General features: G+C 68.3%; 21 protein-coding genes. 6 read left to right on the top strand and 15 right to left on the bottom strand.

The features are described 5' to 3' along the window. Positions 1-20: 20 nt before the first annotated feature. Both ACFO0C_RS09315 and ACFO0C_RS09310 read right to left on the bottom strand, forming a co-directional pair. Positions 21-689 carry a hypothetical protein gene (locus ACFO0C_RS09315; RefSeq protein WP_378066164.1) on the bottom strand — a complete coding sequence of 223 codons (669 nt, stop codon included), beginning with the start codon at positions 687-689 and terminating at the stop codon, positions 21-23. Further along, entirely contained in the window at positions 689-1,174 is a 486-nt protein-coding gene (locus tag ACFO0C_RS09310; protein ID WP_378066163.1) for a DUF7144 family membrane protein, read from the bottom strand. The genes ACFO0C_RS09315 and ACFO0C_RS09310 overlap by 1 nt, the downstream gene beginning before the upstream one ends. Before the next feature lie 96 nt (positions 1,175-1,270). Here ACFO0C_RS09310 and ACFO0C_RS09305 point away from each other — a divergent pair, with 96 nt between their 5' ends. The 3 genes from ACFO0C_RS09305 to ACFO0C_RS09295 are packed head-to-tail and all read left to right on the top strand — an operon-like array spanning position 1,271 to position 1,925. After that, positions 1,271-1,456, top strand: a complete 186-nt coding sequence (locus tag ACFO0C_RS09305) for a hypothetical protein (RefSeq protein WP_378066162.1) — start codon at positions 1,271-1,273, stop codon at positions 1,454-1,456. 8 nt (positions 1,457-1,464) lie between these two features. After that, positions 1,465-1,632, top strand: coding sequence for a hypothetical protein (locus tag ACFO0C_RS09300; RefSeq protein WP_378066161.1), 168 nt, complete (start codon positions 1,465-1,467; stop codon positions 1,630-1,632). Positions 1,633-1,643: 11 nt separating this feature from the next. Beyond that, positions 1,644-1,925, top strand: a complete 282-nt coding sequence (locus ACFO0C_RS09295) for a hypothetical protein (protein WP_378066160.1) — start codon at positions 1,644-1,646, stop codon at positions 1,923-1,925. Here ACFO0C_RS09295 and ACFO0C_RS09290 read toward each other — a convergent pair. The 6 genes from ACFO0C_RS09290 to ACFO0C_RS09265 all read right to left on the bottom strand — a co-directional run bounded on the left by ACFO0C_RS09290 (position 1,915) and on the right by ACFO0C_RS09265 (position 7,225). Beyond that, positions 1,915-4,053 (bottom strand): ATP-binding protein, encoded by a 2,139-nt coding sequence (locus ACFO0C_RS09290; protein ID WP_378066159.1) that lies wholly within the window; start codon positions 4,051-4,053, stop codon positions 1,915-1,917. The two genes, ACFO0C_RS09295 and ACFO0C_RS09290, sit on opposite strands and share 11 nt — an antisense overlap. Beyond that, positions 4,053-4,523, bottom strand: a complete 471-nt coding sequence (locus ACFO0C_RS09285; RefSeq protein WP_378066158.1) for a DUF6879 family protein — start codon at positions 4,521-4,523, stop codon at positions 4,053-4,055. Before ACFO0C_RS09285 ends, ACFO0C_RS09290 begins: the two co-directional genes overlap by 1 nt. A gap of 43 nt (positions 4,524-4,566) precedes the next feature. Further along, on the bottom strand, positions 4,567-4,797 hold the full coding sequence (locus ACFO0C_RS09280) for a hypothetical protein (RefSeq protein WP_378066157.1): 231 nt from the start codon (positions 4,795-4,797) through the stop codon (positions 4,567-4,569). A 173-nt stretch (positions 4,798-4,970) separates the two neighbouring features. Then, positions 4,971-5,645 carry an NAD(P)H-binding protein gene (locus ACFO0C_RS09275; protein ID WP_378066156.1) on the bottom strand — a complete coding sequence of 225 codons (675 nt, stop codon included), beginning with the start codon at positions 5,643-5,645 and terminating at the stop codon, positions 4,971-4,973. Next, positions 5,642-6,646 carry an SDR family oxidoreductase gene (locus tag ACFO0C_RS09270; RefSeq protein WP_378066155.1) on the bottom strand — a complete coding sequence of 335 codons (1,005 nt, stop codon included), beginning with the start codon at positions 6,644-6,646 and terminating at the stop codon, positions 5,642-5,644. The genes ACFO0C_RS09275 and ACFO0C_RS09270 overlap by 4 nt, the downstream gene beginning before the upstream one ends. 33 nt (positions 6,647-6,679) lie before the next feature. After that, positions 6,680-7,225, bottom strand: coding sequence for a TetR/AcrR family transcriptional regulator (locus tag ACFO0C_RS09265; RefSeq protein WP_378066154.1), 546 nt, complete (start codon positions 7,223-7,225; stop codon positions 6,680-6,682). Between the two features lie 71 nt (positions 7,226-7,296). Between ACFO0C_RS09265 and ACFO0C_RS09260 the strand changes: the two genes are divergently transcribed. Then, complete coding sequence (locus ACFO0C_RS09260; protein WP_378066153.1) at positions 7,297-8,499, top strand: MBL fold metallo-hydrolase; 1,203 nt, start codon at positions 7,297-7,299, stop codon at positions 8,497-8,499. Positions 8,500-8,524: 25 nt separating this feature from the next. Continuing rightward, entirely contained in the window at positions 8,525-9,121 is a 597-nt protein-coding gene (locus ACFO0C_RS09255; RefSeq protein WP_378066152.1) for a hypothetical protein, read from the top strand. Here the strand turns inward: ACFO0C_RS09255 and ACFO0C_RS09250 are convergent. From ACFO0C_RS09250 to ACFO0C_RS09225, 6 genes are all read right to left on the bottom strand, one after another. Next, entirely contained in the window at positions 9,090-10,160 is a 1,071-nt protein-coding gene (locus ACFO0C_RS09250) for an AAA family ATPase (RefSeq protein ID WP_378066151.1), read from the bottom strand. The two genes, ACFO0C_RS09255 and ACFO0C_RS09250, sit on opposite strands and share 32 nt — an antisense overlap. A gap of 75 nt (positions 10,161-10,235) precedes the next feature. Continuing rightward, a complete protein-coding gene (locus tag ACFO0C_RS09245; protein WP_378066150.1) occupies positions 10,236-10,802 on the bottom strand; it encodes a Uma2 family endonuclease in 567 nt (188 codons plus the stop codon). Positions 10,803-11,213: 411 nt separating this feature from the next. After that, complete coding sequence (locus ACFO0C_RS09240; RefSeq protein WP_378066149.1) at positions 11,214-11,549, bottom strand: hypothetical protein; 336 nt, start codon at positions 11,547-11,549, stop codon at positions 11,214-11,216. 7 nt (positions 11,550-11,556) lie between these two features. Beyond that, a complete protein-coding gene (locus ACFO0C_RS09235; RefSeq protein ID WP_378066148.1) occupies positions 11,557-12,780 on the bottom strand; it encodes a WXG100 family type VII secretion target in 1,224 nt (407 codons plus the stop codon). Beyond that, the gene (locus ACFO0C_RS09230; protein ID WP_378066147.1) at positions 12,777-13,103 is read right to left on the bottom strand and encodes a type VII secretion target; all 327 of its coding nucleotides are present in this window, start codon (positions 13,101-13,103) and stop codon (positions 12,777-12,779) included. Before ACFO0C_RS09230 ends, ACFO0C_RS09235 begins: the two co-directional genes overlap by 4 nt. Beyond that, positions 13,100-13,432, bottom strand: coding sequence for a YbaB/EbfC family nucleoid-associated protein (locus ACFO0C_RS09225; protein WP_378066146.1), 333 nt, complete (start codon positions 13,430-13,432; stop codon positions 13,100-13,102). Before ACFO0C_RS09225 ends, ACFO0C_RS09230 begins: the two co-directional genes overlap by 4 nt. A 217-nt stretch (positions 13,433-13,649) precedes the next feature. Between ACFO0C_RS09225 and ACFO0C_RS09220 the strand changes: the two genes are divergently transcribed. Then, positions 13,650-13,898, top strand: coding sequence for a hypothetical protein (locus tag ACFO0C_RS09220; RefSeq protein ID WP_378066145.1), 249 nt, complete (start codon positions 13,650-13,652; stop codon positions 13,896-13,898). Here the strand turns inward: ACFO0C_RS09220 and ACFO0C_RS09215 are convergent. Continuing rightward, positions 13,861-15,012 (bottom strand): MFS transporter, encoded by a 1,152-nt coding sequence (locus tag ACFO0C_RS09215; RefSeq protein ID WP_378066144.1) that lies wholly within the window; start codon positions 15,010-15,012, stop codon positions 13,861-13,863. The two genes, ACFO0C_RS09220 and ACFO0C_RS09215, sit on opposite strands and share 38 nt — an antisense overlap. Between the last annotated feature and the right edge of the window lie 3 nt (positions 15,013-15,015).

Below are 15,015 nucleotides of genomic sequence, written 5' to 3'. Positions count from 1 at the left end.
TGACCCCAGATCCCATGGCCCTAAGGTCGGCCACCACGATCGCGATGTGAGGTTCCCGGCCACCGCCGTCGCCGGACATGGATCGCCAGAAACATCAAAACCACGATCAGGACCGGAGCGGTGACGGTACGGGCGGAGCCGGCACAATCCTCCGCGGGATCGTCGTGGGTGAGCACACATGTCATGGTCGCGGCCTGGCGTGGGCCGTACTCCCGCCGCAGTGCCTCGCCGAAGGCCTGCCACTGGTGACGTGTCTCGACCACGGCTCCGGTCACGGCCTTGGCGAAGTTGTCCCCGACCCGGCCGCGCGGAGTGGACGGACTCGTGGCGACGCCGGTGACCGGGTCGATGAGCCCGGTGTCCTTGTTGAGGGCCGCGTGGGTGACCCGGCGCCCGCACCCGCCGACACCGGGCGAACTGTCCGGGACGACGAAACAGCCGGCCGGGACCGACACCTCGGTGCGGTCCGGCGCACCGACCGCGCCGAACCCGTTGCCGTGCCCGGCCAGCTGGTCGATCGACCGCGGCTGGAAGCAGTCCTCGCTCGCGTCCGCGGCGGCGCAGGCCACCGCGGCCCGGGTGATCCGCTCGTGTTCGCGGTGCTGTCCGCCTCCGTCGATCGTCCCGAACCCGGGCAGTGCGGCGCCCGCCGACAGGACCAGCGCGGCGAGCCCGGCCCGCGCGTTCATCAGCTGATACGTGTCCCGTGGGACCGCGCCTCGTGCGGGAACTCCCCGTGCGGCAGCCCGGCCGGCCCGACCCGCTCGTTCTGGTAGCGCAACTCCTCGGCCGCCGACCCCCACCGGGCCACCAGTGCGAACAGCACCACCGTGTCCAGGGCGATCATCAGCAGGGACCAGACCGGATAGGCGCCGAGCGAGACCACCTGGACCACGGCGTGCAGACCGATCACGACGACCGCGACGATCCGCGCCCAGTTCCTACCGGCGAGCAGGAACCCGCCGACGGTGAGCATCACGATGCCGAAACCGACCAGCGCCCAGCCCCAGGAGGTGAGGTCCACCAGGACGAACGCGTCGGGGGTGGCGACCACCCGTTCGTCGTCGAGCAGCGCCACCATTCCTTGCAGGATGTTGATCAGACTGTTCACGACCATGATCACGGCAGCGAAGGCGATCCATCCCGCCCACGCCCTGCTTCGTTCCTCTGTCATCAGGGGCCTCCCGTCCCGGGCCCTCATGCTCACCGGGCGACCCGGGCGGCACACCACCCTGGGCGGATGACCCGGCGGCCGCATATTGTCGGGTTCGTGGGTGAGCCGGACGGAGACCTGGGCCGGTTGGAGGCCTTCACCTACCTGACCGTTCCCGAGCGCGGCTCCTACCTGGCCGTCATGCGACTGTTCACCGCCTCGCTGATGATCGACCTGTCCGCCCAGCAGGTGGTCGAGGGTGCTGCGCGGTCTGGCGCCGGCTCTCACCGACCACGGTGCTGACCTGCGGTTTGCGCCCGCACGGTGTCGCCTGGCTGCACGAACGCGCCGACCTCGATCCGGCGCTGGCCGGGGCCATGACCGCAACCGGCGTCACCGTCCGCGAGGAGACCCTGATCGATTCCCTCCTCGCCGATCTCCGGTCCACTCCCTCCGAGGATCACATCGAAGGCGGCTAGGGTCTCTCCTCATGAAGGCAATGGCCTGGAGCCTCGTGTCCGCCATCGTCGCGTCCGCTCTGGCGGTCAGCGTGAACCTGGCCACCGACCTGAAGCGCTCATGGTGGGCATGGATCGCCGTGGTCCTGCTGACCGCGGTGACGGGCCTGATCACCTTCCGACTGGCCGCCCGCCGGTCCGGCCCCGAGCGATCACTGGAGGAGAACGCTGCCTCGGTAGCGAACACGATTGCAGGCGACGTCACCGGTAAGGCTGTACAAGCGGGCCGGATCGACGGCGACGTCAACCTGTGAGATCACCTCCGGATTCGCCGGACGCAAGTTGAGCGAGCCGGGCCTGCACGTCATCCACTCGCGGATCCTTCAGGTCCTGGTAGAGGACGGCAGCTCGGGACCATCTGCGGAGTGCGCTCTGGTGTTCGCCACGGCGATGGTGGATGTCCCCGAGAGCAGCAGCGGCAACGGCCTCATCCTCCTTGTCCCCGAAGTCGGCGAAGGTCAGGGCTGCCAGTTGCCACTCTCTGATGGCTCCGTCCTCGTCCCCGCCGTCGACCAGGGCAGGCGCCAGGCTGAGGCGCACCAATGCCGCGCTCCAGGCATCGGCGAGGTCGTCCAGCTTTCGGATGGCATCGGCGCAGAGTCGCACAGCCCGGTCCGGTTCTCCCGTGAGCCGGGCCAGATTGCCGAGGCTCATCGTCGCCATGGCCTCTCCACGCCCGTGCTCAGCGCGCCGGAAGGCTTCGCGTGCCTGCTGGTATCGGGTTGCCGCGCTCACGTAGTCCGACCTGCCTTCGGCGACGAAACCGAGCCCGCGGTGCATGAAGCCTTCCAACCAGGGCAGCGGAATGCTCTGCGCCAAAGCGAGTGCCTCACGGTATCGGTCTTCAGCCTCGTCGAATCGGGTGGCCCGTTCCGCCACATCTCCCAGCAGTGCCGTGTGCGCGGCCTCTCCGATCGGGTCACCGAGTAATTGCGCCGCCTCGAGCCCGAGCCGGTGATTCTGCTCCCATTCAGCCCAGTAGCATTGCACCTCGAAAAGGGGACTGACCGCGGACGCCATCTTCCAGCAGATGTCATATTGGCCGATGTCGTGTGCGATACGGATCGCCGCCAGCAGGTTGACTCTTTCCTTGTCGAACCACAGGGAAGCCGATCGCGAATCCCTGAAGGCAGGGACGCTCAGGTCCCGAGCCGGGACGAGCGGAAAATCGAAGGAATACGGAAGAACAGCCCTTCTGACAGCATCCGCCGCGAGCAGATACCAGGACAGGCAACGCCGTAAAGCGCGAGTGCGAGCATCCGTCGGCTCACTCGATACGCATTCTCTGGCGTAGGAGAAGAGCAGGTCGTGCATGGAGAACCGGCCCTGCTGCTCTACGACGAGATGCACGTCGGCGAGTTCCCTCAGAGTGCGCCGGGCAGTGGTGACGGGCATCCCGATGAGTGCGGCAGCGGCCTCGAGGCTGATGTCCTTGGTGGGGTGGAGGCCGAGAAACCGGAAGGCGGCGGCCTGTTCGGCGGACAGCTTGCGATACGACCAGGAGAAGACGGCTCGCGTGTCGCTGAGCTCGTCTTCGGAGGAGGCCACGGCGTCGAGGCGACTCTGCTCGCCGACGAGCTCGTCGACTACCGAAGCGAGCGGATCCTCCGGGCGCGAGGAGATGCGCTCGGCGACGACCCGCAGGGCCAGTGGAAGGAACCCGCAGAGCTCGGCGATCTGCTCAGCGGCCGCGGGATCCTCGGAAAGGCGTGATCTGCCGATCAACCGGGCGAGTAGCTCCATGGCGTCCACCGGCGTGAGGACATCCACATCCAGCCGCACAGCACCCTCCCGTGAGGAAAGCCCACGCAGACGGCTTCTACTCGTCACCACGACGAACGACCGTGACGATGACGGGATCAGGCGACGTACCTGCTCCGACGACGACGCGTTGTCCAGCAGCAAGAGCATGCGCCGATTACCCGTCAGACTACGGAACAGACTCGCGCGCTCGTCGAGGTCCTCCGGTATGCGATCCGGTGGGACGTCCATCGCGCGCAGGGCGGCATCCAACGCCTGACCAGCCGAAACCGTAGCGACAGACCCATATCCTTTGAGGTCGATGTAGAGGTTTCCGTCCGGGAAGTCGTCTTTGACCTTGTGGCACCAATGGACCGCAAGCGCTGTCTTGCCCACTCCGGGCGAGCCGGTGACGGTGGTGACCCGGGTCGAGCCGAAGACATCACGCGCATCGTCGCGTAACGCCGACAGCCTTCGTATGGCGGTCGTACGGTTCACGAAGGCTGTCGGCGCCGGCGGGACCTGATCGGGTCGCGGCAGGCGTGCCGCGAGGTGAAGGTTGACGTCCCCATGAATCGATCCCGCCTGCACGACTCCATCGGCCGCCCCCGAGAAGTCGTTACGGACCTCTCGGCTCTCCATCAGGACGGAGTCACGGGGACGTGGCGGTCCGGCCGGTAGTCACTGTGATCCACAGCGCGCTCCCATACGGCCGCGAACGCGTCACGGCAGAGGGAGACGACGCCGGGATCGTCGACCACCTCTTCACCGACGTAGTCGCCGTTGCCCGCGAAGTAGCCGAACCGGACGATCCGGTCGTCGAAGAGCCAGAAGTCGTTACCCGGCAACGCAAGACCGGAAGCCTGGCGGCGAGGAAGCCAACGAACTTCCTCGCCGGCCTTCAGGTTCAGCTTCGGAGTGATCTCGTATTCGTGCCGGATCCAGTCCGAAAGGGGCTCGGAAACAATCCGGGCCCGCCGGATCGCAACGCCACGATTGACGGTTTCAGCGGCCATTTCGAACCAATCCCGCTCATGCTGGATCGGATCGGTGTCGCGCCCCGCCAGCCAATCCAGGAAGATCGGATCCTGCGGCGAATAGCCGTCACGCATCTCGAGATGCGAGGCCTGGCGGGTACAACTCCTCAGCAGGTCGTCAAACGTTGGTGCCGCCATCGCTGAAAGCCTCCTGGATCAGGGAACGCATACCAGCAGGCAGTCTAACGATCTTCTCATTCGGAGCGACAGGCCCGAGAACGGACAGTTCTGCCGCGTCGGTGATCTCCCAGCCCTGGATCACCACGTCGCCGGTCTCCTCGTCCAGCCAGACCGCAGGACAGTTCTTGCCACTACACTCCGGGTCTCGACCGATAAAGCGCAGCCCCATGAAGTCCTCCTAGAAAACTCTTACGCCTACCACGAGACAAGCTACCGGGAGCCCCACCCATCCCCCACCGAATAACAAGGGCGAAGCCGGTAACTGACAACTCGGTCCATCCAGCAAAATGCCCCTACCTGCAGATGATCGAGCTGTGATCTCCGGACCATCGCAATCGCTGTTCACATCGCTGCCCGATCACCGGCGCGCCGGGCGGCGACCTCGTTGATCAGCGTGTTGTCCAGCCGGCGGGGCACGGTCTGCGGCGCATGCAGCATCTCCAGCGTGGCGTACGCGATCGCGTCGGTCGTGGTGACCTGCTTCGGGAACAGTCGCTTGATCAGTGGATGGAACGGCGTGAGGACCGCGTAGGCCACCCGCTGCGCCCGGGTGGCCGGCCGCGCGCCCCGGCACGGCCGGATGAACCCGGGCCGGAGCAGGAAGACGCGCGGGTGCGCCGCGGTGAGCGCCTCCTCGGCCCGCCCTTTGATCCGGATCCACATCGTGCCGCTCCGGCTGTCGGCACGGTTGGCGGACACGTACACGAAAAGGCCCTGATGTGCGGCCTCGGCCGCCGCCACCGCGAAGTCCCGGGTGATCCGGGTGTAGGCGGCCTCGCTGAGCCCGGCCGACGGCGTGCCGAGGCAGAACAGTGTGGCGTGCGCCCCGGCGAACACGTTGCCGAGCCCGCTGAAGTCGGTGAAGTCCCGGTGCAGGATCTCGCGCAGCTTGGGGTGGGAGCGCCCGGTCCGCCGCCGGGAGATCGCGGTGACACCGGTGACCGCCGGGTCCTCGAGCAGCGCGGTGAGGACGCCGTGGCCGACCATCCCGGTCGCGCCGAAGAGCACGACCCTCATCGCGGGAGCGCCAGCAGGCTCTCGGCGGTCTCGACGACGGTGTCCTCGATCGGGCGGGCCTTCCACCCGAGCAGGCGCTCGGCTTTCGCGGACGTCGCGTCGAGGTTGCGGCCGAGCAGCATCTTCAGCGCGCCCATCTGCGGGTTGACCAGGGCCAGGCCACGCGCGACGGCCAGCGGCATCTCGCGGGTGGGCACCTTGGCGGCCCGCTCGCCGAGCCGCTCGCGCATGATGCGGGCGATGTCGCGCTGCCACAGGCTGTGCCCGGCGGTCGCGATGAATCGTTCACCGGCGGCGGCCGGCTCGGTCATGGCCAGCAGGTGCAGCGAGGCCACGTCACGGACGTCGACGTATCCGGTCGCGAACTTGAGCAGCGTCGGCATCGACCCGTCGAGCATCCGGGCGATCCCGTTGAGCGACGGGGAGTAGTCGGGGCCGAGAACGGGGCCGAGAACGGCGGTCGGGTTGACCGTGGCGAGTTCGAGCCCACGGCCCTCGCCGGCCACGAAGTCCCACGCGGCCCGCTCGGACAGGGTCTTGGATTTCTGGTACGGCCCGATGCCGGCGTCGACGTTCGTCCAGTCCCGCTCGGTGAACGGGGTGTCGCGCGGCGGGTGGCCGTAGGCGATCGCCCCGATCGCCGAGGTCATCACCACCCGCCGCACACCGGCGTCGCGGGCCGCCCGCAGCACCCGCAGGGTGCCGTCGACGGCCGGGCGGACCATCTCGTCGTCGTCGCGGGGCGGCCGGGTCAGTGTCGGTGACGCGACGTGCAGGATCGCGTCGCACCCGTCGGCCGCCGCGCGCCAGCCGTCGTCGGCGGACAGGTCGGCCCGGACCACTTCGAGATTCGCGCCGGGCCGGTTCAGCGTCGCGCGGAGCTGCGGCTCGCGGGCCGGGTCCCGGACCGTGGTGCGAACCGTGAATCCGGCGTCGAGCAGCGCCAGCGTGCACCAACTGCCGATGTAACCGGAGCCGCCGGTCACCAGTACGTGTGTCATGCCGACAACGCTAGTGGAGACCTCTCCACTTAGTCAACGAGAAACGGAGACATCTCCGTTTTTGCCGAGACCGTCGAGGATCAGGGCCAGCATCGGCTCCGACCGGTCCGGGGCGGCACGCCACAGAGCACCGGTGAGCTGGAGGAAGTCAACGGGCTCGGCGTCGGCCCGGATGACCCCGGCAGCCTTGCCCGCGTCGAGCAACCGGGTGATCGCCGCAATCACCGGCCCGTAGCTCTTCTCCGCCATCGACTGGTGCGCGTCGGGGCTGAGGGCCGCGCCGAGAGAATGCTTCGTCCGCATGCCGTCGACCAGGTCGAGGGTCCAGCGGCGCAGCGCCTCCACCGGCGTCGCCGTGGCGAGGAGTTCGTCGACCGTACCGATCAGGCGCTCGATCTCCTCCTGGTAGATCTCCAGGATCAGCACCTCACGTGACGGATAGTTGCGGTACAGCGTGCCGGGCCCGACGCCGGCCAGCTGCGCTATCCGGTTCATCGACGTGTCGTCGTCCTCGGCGAAGGCCTGGCGGGCGGCCGCGAGAATGCGGGCCCGGTTCTCGCGGGCATCTGAGCGGACCATGCCCCTCCTTGTCATCCGGAGAGGTCTCCGATACTTTTATGGAGACCTCTCCGAAACCATAAAGGAGCAGCATGCGCCACATCAAGCGACGGATCGCGGCCGGACTGGGCGCGTTGCTGCTGCTCGGTGTGGCGGGTGGGCTGGCCTACGTGCGCACCACACCCTTCGGCGGATCCCCGTCCGGCGACCTGATGGCGCGTTCACCGCAGTGGCGCGACGGCGAGTTCGTCAACCCGCAGCCGCAATGGCTCTCCCTCTGGGATGCGACGACCAGTTCCCTCTTCAGCGGCGGCTCCGTCAGCAGCCCCGCCGAACCCCTCGACATCAAACCCACAGACATCCGGCTGTACGACACCCGCCCCACCACCGGACTGAGGATCACCTGGTTCGGCCACTCGTCCACGCTGGTGGAGATCGACGGTGCCCGGGTCCTGCTCGACCCGTTCTGGGGCGAGTACTCCGGCCCATCCAGCCTGCTCGGCACCGCACCCTTCTTCGCCCCGCCGGCCGCACTCGACGCCATCGGCCCGGTCGACGCCGTCCTCATCTCGCACGACCACTGGGACCACCTCGACCAGGCGACGGTCAGCGCCATGTCCGGCTGGCCGACCGTCTTCGTGGTCCCGCTCGGCATCGGCGCGCACCTGGAGCGCTGGGGCATCCCGGCGGAGCGCATCCGTGAGCTCGACTGGTGGGAGAGCACCACGATCGGCGCGGTGGAGCTCACCTCCACCCCGGCCCGGCACAGCTCCGGGCGCGACCCGCTGCACAGCAACGAGACACTGTGGTCCGGCTGGTCGCTGCGCGGCCCGGCGCACCGGACGTGGTATTCCGGCGACTCCGGCTACTTCCCCGACATCGAGGAGATCGGCCGGCGGCTCGGCCCGTTCGACGTGACGCTGATCGAGTCCGGCCAGTACGACCCGGGCTGGCCCGACAACCACCTCGGCCCGGAACTGGCCGTGAACGCGAATGCACTGGTGGGCGGCAAGCTGATGATCCCGGTCCACTGGGGACTGCTGAACCTGGCACCGCACAACTGGACCGAGCCGGTCGAGCGGGTCCGCGCCGAGGCCCAGTGCCGCGGCCAGAGCCACCTGGTGCTGGTCCCGGGCGTGCCGACCGAGCCCACCCCCACGGCCGTCGCCACCCAGCGTCAGTGGTGGCCGGCGCTGCCGTGGCGTACCGCCGCACAGACCCCGGTCACCCCGACCGCCGCCGGCGACCCCGACCACCGGATCGACTTCACCCCATGCGTCCTCGGCGGCCGCTAGTTCACTGGTGCGGCATGATGCCGGGATGGATCACCGGCGTACGGAACTCGCCCGGACACTCCGGGATCTGGGGTGGTGGCAGCACCTGCCGGCCGAGGACGCCGCCGCCGGGGAGCGTGCGGTGGCGGAAGGCGCGCACCCGCTCGGCGGCCGGGCGACCCTCGACGAGGAGCCGGGCGTCCGGTATTTCGACGTCGACGGCGAGACCATGGCCGAGGGCGGCGTGGCCCGCACGCTGATGGAGATGGCTCCGGCTCTGCGCGACCACGGCGTGGAGTTGCGCGTCGAGCTGGTGAGCCATCCTGGCTACGTGGAGGACGGCGACTACGTCGTAGCGATCAACGGCCGCCCTTGCCTGGTGTGGACCCCGGAGGACTGGACGGCGGTCAACCCGTGGTGGGTGTCCACGGTCCGCCCGCTCGCCGCGGTCAATGACCTGCTGGCCGAGGCCGGCGCACTCCCCCGCCTCCACACCCTCTACCCCGGCAGCAACCAGGGCGAGGCCTGGCTCCTGAACCCACGAATAGCCGCCGCCATCGCCGAAAGCGGTTTCTTCGACCCGGAATCCCTGCCCACCCTCCCGCCGCCGGTCACTCCGCGTACAGCCGGTCCAGGCCGATGAGCTGAATGCCCGGATCTGCGGCGGCCGCCGCGCGGAGCTCGTCGGTGAAGCCGCCACCACTGAACAGCAGCAGACGGCACCGGTCGGCGAGGATGCCGTCCCGGCGGTCGAGCAGGGCCCGGATGTGCGCCAGCCGTTGCAGATGGCCGACCCCGACGGTCTCGTTCCACTTGGCCTCACCGATGGCGAGAAGGCGCTCGCGATCCTGCTCGTCACGGCCGAAAACGGCAACGTCAACCTCGTGCTGGGTACGGGCCGCGGGATCGCTGACGACACCGGCCGCCACCCGTCCCGGATAGCCGCCGAGAACCTCCGGATCGGCCTCCCACCGGGCCCACGCACGGCAGACGCTCTCGAAATGCGGCCCGACGACCTTGCTCAGGAACGTGCGCTGCAACCGCGGCCACACCTGGCGGGCACGGCCGGCACGTTCGAGATCGCCCCATGCCGGCCGCATGACAGCGTGATAGAAGGTCACCAGCGGCTCAGCCGTACGGTAGACGCCTCTGTTGCTCTTGAAGGCGTCCTCCTCCCGCACCACCAGCCCGACGTCCTCCAGAACGCCCAGGGGATGGGCCAGGTCGGACGGCTGGCGGCCGAGGAAGTTGGCGATCTCACCACGGCGGGTCCGCCCGTCGGCGATCGCGGCGAGAACCGAGTGGTACAGGGCGGGATCGCGGATGTCGGGTTCCTCGGCGAGCAGATACCGGGCCTCCCGGAACAGGGGACGAGCCGGGTTCAGCACCGCCCGGACGACCCAGTCGTCGAAATCGTCCGGCCCGTCCGGAGAATCACCCTGCGTGAACTCGTGCCGGTAGGCGGGCGTGCCTCCGACGATCGCGTTGACGAGCAGCGCGGTACGAGGATCACCGATACCCCAGAACCGTGCGGCGACCCGGTAGTCCAACGTCCGGACCACCAGCTCCAGACCGGCCCGTCCCCGCAGCGGCGCGGTCCCGGACAGGAGCCCGCCCATGAACGACAGAGCCGACCCGCACAGCAGCAGGCGCTGGCCACCGACCAAGCGCTCGAAACTCAAGCCGGGCAGAGCCTCAGGCGATCTGCCGGAGGTCGCTGCCGTAGTCGCAGACATGGGGCGGATCGCAGACGGACGTCAGTCGCGGTGTCGGCGGCGTAGCAATGCCGCCACCTCAAGCTTGAACGGAAACGGCTCGTCGGAGGCAAGCGTCTGACCGGGGCGCACGACCTCGGCAAGGGCGTAGTGACCGTCGACCAGCTTGTGAAGGTGCAGTTCGACGGTGTCCTGCGGCTGCTCGACCCGCAAGTACCATGCGATTCCCGCTGCCGCGTACAGCTGAGGCTTGAGGAGCCGATCCGTTCCGGCGTTGCTCGGTGAGACTACCTCGACGACGAGCCTGGCCTCACCGGCCTCGACCGTGGTACCGACGTCATCGGTATCGGCCACAACGATGTCGGGCTGGAGGATGCGCCCGCCGGCCAGGCGGAGATTGACGTCCTGCAAGACCAGAAGTCCCGCCTGCTCAGCCGCCGTATAGAGCCCCATGGCGAGCAGGAACGCGATGTGCTGGTGCCGTTTGCTCGGCGCGGGACTCACCCACAGGCTCCCATCGATCAGCTCGATCCGATTCGAGGTCTCACCGAGCGCGAAGTATTCGTCCTCGCTCCATGGCTCCGGGTGCTCCAGCAGTGCCACACTCATCGGATCACCTCACCTTCTCGGCAGTTTCTGCCCCAAGCGTGCCATGCCGGACCGTGCCCTCGCGAGGGCAACAGGCGCCATCAGTCCTACCGGCCATCCACTACGAGACGGCCCGCCTTCAGGCAGCCATGCCCCGCCCGCAGGAAGGACTCCACCGGCCGTACGGATCGGCAGCCGCGGCGATATCAACTCTCCTGCGCTATTGACGCAACGATATGCGAACCACCGCCCCGCCATCAGGGCTCGGTGGTTCGCATGCAAGATCGACGTGGGCCGGACGTTGCACCACGCGAACCGCCCGACCAGCCTTACCGGCCACCCGTTATCAGGGCGTTTGACCAGATCACGCAACAAATCGATAAAGCCGTGACCCGGTGCCATGACCATGCCGATCGACTGATACCCGATACTTCAGTCAGCTTCGCCCGGGCTATACGGATCTGTCGGGATCAGGCTGATATCCGGAATCACGGCTGCTCGTTCTTCCGGTGTCGCGTCAAAGGGAAGCATCTCGGCACCGGCAGGGATACCCACGCGCGGAAGAAAGATACCGTTGCGGCCTGCATCGCACCATAACGTCGCGAAGCCGACCCTGGACTCTGGATTCCCCGTGTACGTGATGTGCAGCCGTCCCTGATCACCGTCCGGACACGGAACATCGACTTGGGCGGGCCAAGCGTCTCGCATCGCCGTAAAGGCCTCGAACCATGCCTCCCACCTGCGGTTGGAGTCCGTCATTTCACGCATCGGGGATCTACTCCTGGTCGAGTAAGTGCTTCTTCGACTGCCACCACTGCTCCTCATGCGCGTAGGCGCGAACCTCGTAGGCCGCGCGGTCCGCTTCGTTCCAGGGAAACTCCATCCCACTGCGTAGTTCGTCGAGGTGGAATCTCTCATGCGCCAACGTCCGAGCCAGCTGTTCTTCATCCATGAACGCATCACGGGCCAGCTTGATATCACCATTGGGCATCGTCACCCCGTAAAACTCCTTGCCGGGCCCTGACCCTCGCCGAACTTTGTCCAAGGAGAAGCGAACACCAATCATGTCAATTCCGAACTTCTCCGCGACCGCCAGAACGTTCTCCCTGCTCATCAGGAGCCGCTGTCCGTTACGGACGATACCGTCGCCTTCCCTGAACAGCCCGCCCGCCGTAGAGACGTTCCCGCTGGAAGCTGCACTGCGGCCAGCCGGTGCCGCGACCGGATCGGCTCGGCTGAGTCGTGCGAGTAGTTGCTTGAGCCGGGCGAGGATGCCGGCGAGCTCGCCGAGTTTGCCGTTGAGGCGACGCAGGCTGTTGAACAGGGCCCGGATGAAGTGCTGGATCCGGTTGGCCCACTGGGCGACCAGAGAGGCGACCTGAGCAGCCACCACCGGAGTAGCCAGACCGAGCGTGACCCCCGCCTCGGCCAGCCACTGCGGCAACCGCACCGCCAACGTCGCAACGAACTGCGCGACCAGATCCCGGACGATCTCCCGGACCAGCCCGACCAGCAGACCAGCACCCTCGACCGCATACGAGATCGCGTTCGTGACCGTCGCGATCCCATCGACAGCGGCGAGCTGCTCACCCGCATGGGCACGATAGGCGTCGCCGGACGCGCCGTACCAGTCAGCGGTCTGCACACGAACCGCAGCCGCGTACCGCTGATGAGCCTCCGCCGCGGACGCGGCGACGTTACGCCAGGTCGCCGCATGCGCGGCGATCTCGTCCGGCTTCCCAGCCAGCCAGTCAAGGGCGTCCCTGAGCGGCTTGACGTGCTCCATCAGCCAGCCGACGCCCCAGGCGAACAACGACCCGAGCGGATCCACCGCCACCGCGAGCACGTCGAGGCTTCCGCCCACCCCACCAAGGGTGGCGTCCACCCAGCTGTTGTTCTGGATACCGGCGCTGAGCTCACGGGCGTTCTCGACCAGCCCGAGGCCGGTGGACCAGGTGGTAGAACTGTCCGCGGGAACTATCAGCGGATTGTCACTCACGACGACAGCTTCGGATCACGGCCCGCCTCGGTCAGCCGGTAAGCGCTCTCGACATCCGTGGCCTCGATCGCCTCCGCGGTCACACCCAGCTTCAACGCCGTCTCCGACAACGCATCGACCGCCCCGTTCAACACCTCGACAGCGGCACCGAACAGCGGACTCAGCAGACCAGGCAGAAACCCGCAGATCTCGCCGTACGCCCCAGCATCCATGCTCACCTGACGCACCGCCGACCGGGCCACCGCCATCTGATCAGCCACCTCGCCGACCAAAGACGCGTGCTGCCGGACCGCCTCTGCCGGGAACCGGATCCCCGCACTCACCCGGCGTCCCTGCCATCCGGCGCCGGGAACCGGGTGTCGAACGAGCCGATCACGGCCCGACCGGCCTCACTGTCGGCACCCACCGTCACTCGCACCTGCTCGACCACCTCAGCCGACAACACGGCCTGCGCCCGCCGCATCACCGCCAGGATCTCCCGAGCCAACTGCGGACCCGGCAACTCGTGCACACGATCATCCAAGTCCAAGGCTTCCACCTGACCGGCCGACCCGACCGTCACCCGAATCGCCCCATCACGGCCCTCAGCCGAACCGACCAACCCGGCAACCCGCCGCGACAACTCCACCGCCTGCTGCGCCTGGGCATCCACCTGCGACACCCACGAATCCAGCCACTGCTCAGCCGCGTCAACTTCGTTCACCGGCGTCCCACCTTCACCGACACCCAGCCCACGCTATCGACACCGCACCAGGCAGAGAAGACACCCGAGCCCGGGATCCTGACGATCCCGGGCTACCCACCGCGACCACACGCTCGATACCGGCTCACCACACGAACCCCACCTGGTTCGCGCAATGCATCATTCGATGATCGCAAACATCCCGGCCAACCAGGTTGTGGGCCGCGCGAGTCTCGAACTCGTCGTGCAGCCGTTCCCGCACCCGGAGTGGGCAAGATTCTGGGGAATCACCGACCCGCGGCTCGCCGCTCTGGTCCATGTGCTCGTCGGTGGCACTCCCGCCTGCCGCTACGAGTTCACCCAGGGAGCGGCCGCCCGGACCGACGAGCGCATCCTCCTCATCGACCTGGACCGCTTGTACTCGGCGACGAGGTAGGGACGGAGCGGAGTCCGAGGGCCAGCGGCACCGTGAGCCAGGCGGTGACCGCGACCGCGCCCAAGGCCCATCGCAGGCTTGTCGCCTCGGCCAGGAAACCGATCGCCGGTGGGCCGACCAGCAGGCCGGTCGTGCTCATCGCCGCCGCCGCGGTGAGCGCCGCCGGGCCGTGGCGGGCGGCCGCCACGTAGAGGCATGGGCTGACCGCCGCCATCCCGAGGCCCACGCAGGCGAACCCGGCGAGTGCCGGCACCACCCCGCCGGCCAGCAGTGCCGTGAGCAGGCCCGCACCGGCCAGCCCGCTGCCGGCCACGACGACGGTCCGGTCACCCCAGCGATCGCGCCATCCGTCGGCGAAGAGCCGGGCCAGCAGCATCATCCCGGACGTGACGGCGATCCCCAGCGGCAGCAGATGCTCGGTGGCACCGACGGACGCGAGATACAGCGCCGACCAGTCGGTGATCGCGCCCTCGGTGATCGTGGCCAGCAGCATGGCCGCCCCGAGCAGGACGACGACGCCGGACGGCCGGACCCAGCGGCCCCGGGTCTTCTCCAGGACGGGCCGGTCGTCGGTGAGCAGCCCCGGCCCGGCCGCCGTCACCGCGACCAGGACGGCTCCGGCCACGGCGAAGTGCACCCCCACCGACCCGGTGACCGCGGTGATCGCCGATGCCAGCAGGGCGGCACCGAAGATCCCGCCACTGAACGTGGCGTGCAGCCGGGCCATCGTCGTGCGCCCGGACCGCTGTTCCAGTGCCGCGCCCTGGGCGTTCATGGCGACGTTGAGACAGCCCACGGCGACACCGTCGATCAGCAGGACCGCCAGCGCCCACCGATAGCCGGGCGCGGTCTCCAGCCCGGCGAGCGCCGCGGCCAGCACGAGCACCGCCGACAGTGCGAGGCGACGTGACCCGACCCGCGTCATCAGTTTCGGGACCAGCGGCGCCGAGATCAGCGCGCCGACGCCGGCGGCCAGCAGCAGTACGCCGACCTCGGCCGGCGACAGGTGCAGCCGCTCGGTGATCGCGGGGATCCGGGACGCCCAGGTCGAGTACTGGAAGCCGAGCGCACCGAACAGTGCGGCGATCGACAGTTGTGAACGGCGGAACGACATGGC

Origin of the sequence: Actinoplanes subglobosus (assembly GCF_042650585.1) — a bacterium.
In the GTDB taxonomy this organism is placed as follows: Bacteria; Actinomycetota; Actinomycetes; order Mycobacteriales; family Micromonosporaceae; genus Actinoplanes; species Actinoplanes subglobosus.
Note: the sequence above shows the minus strand (reverse complement) of the source record. Positions and strands in the feature narration are given on the sequence as shown.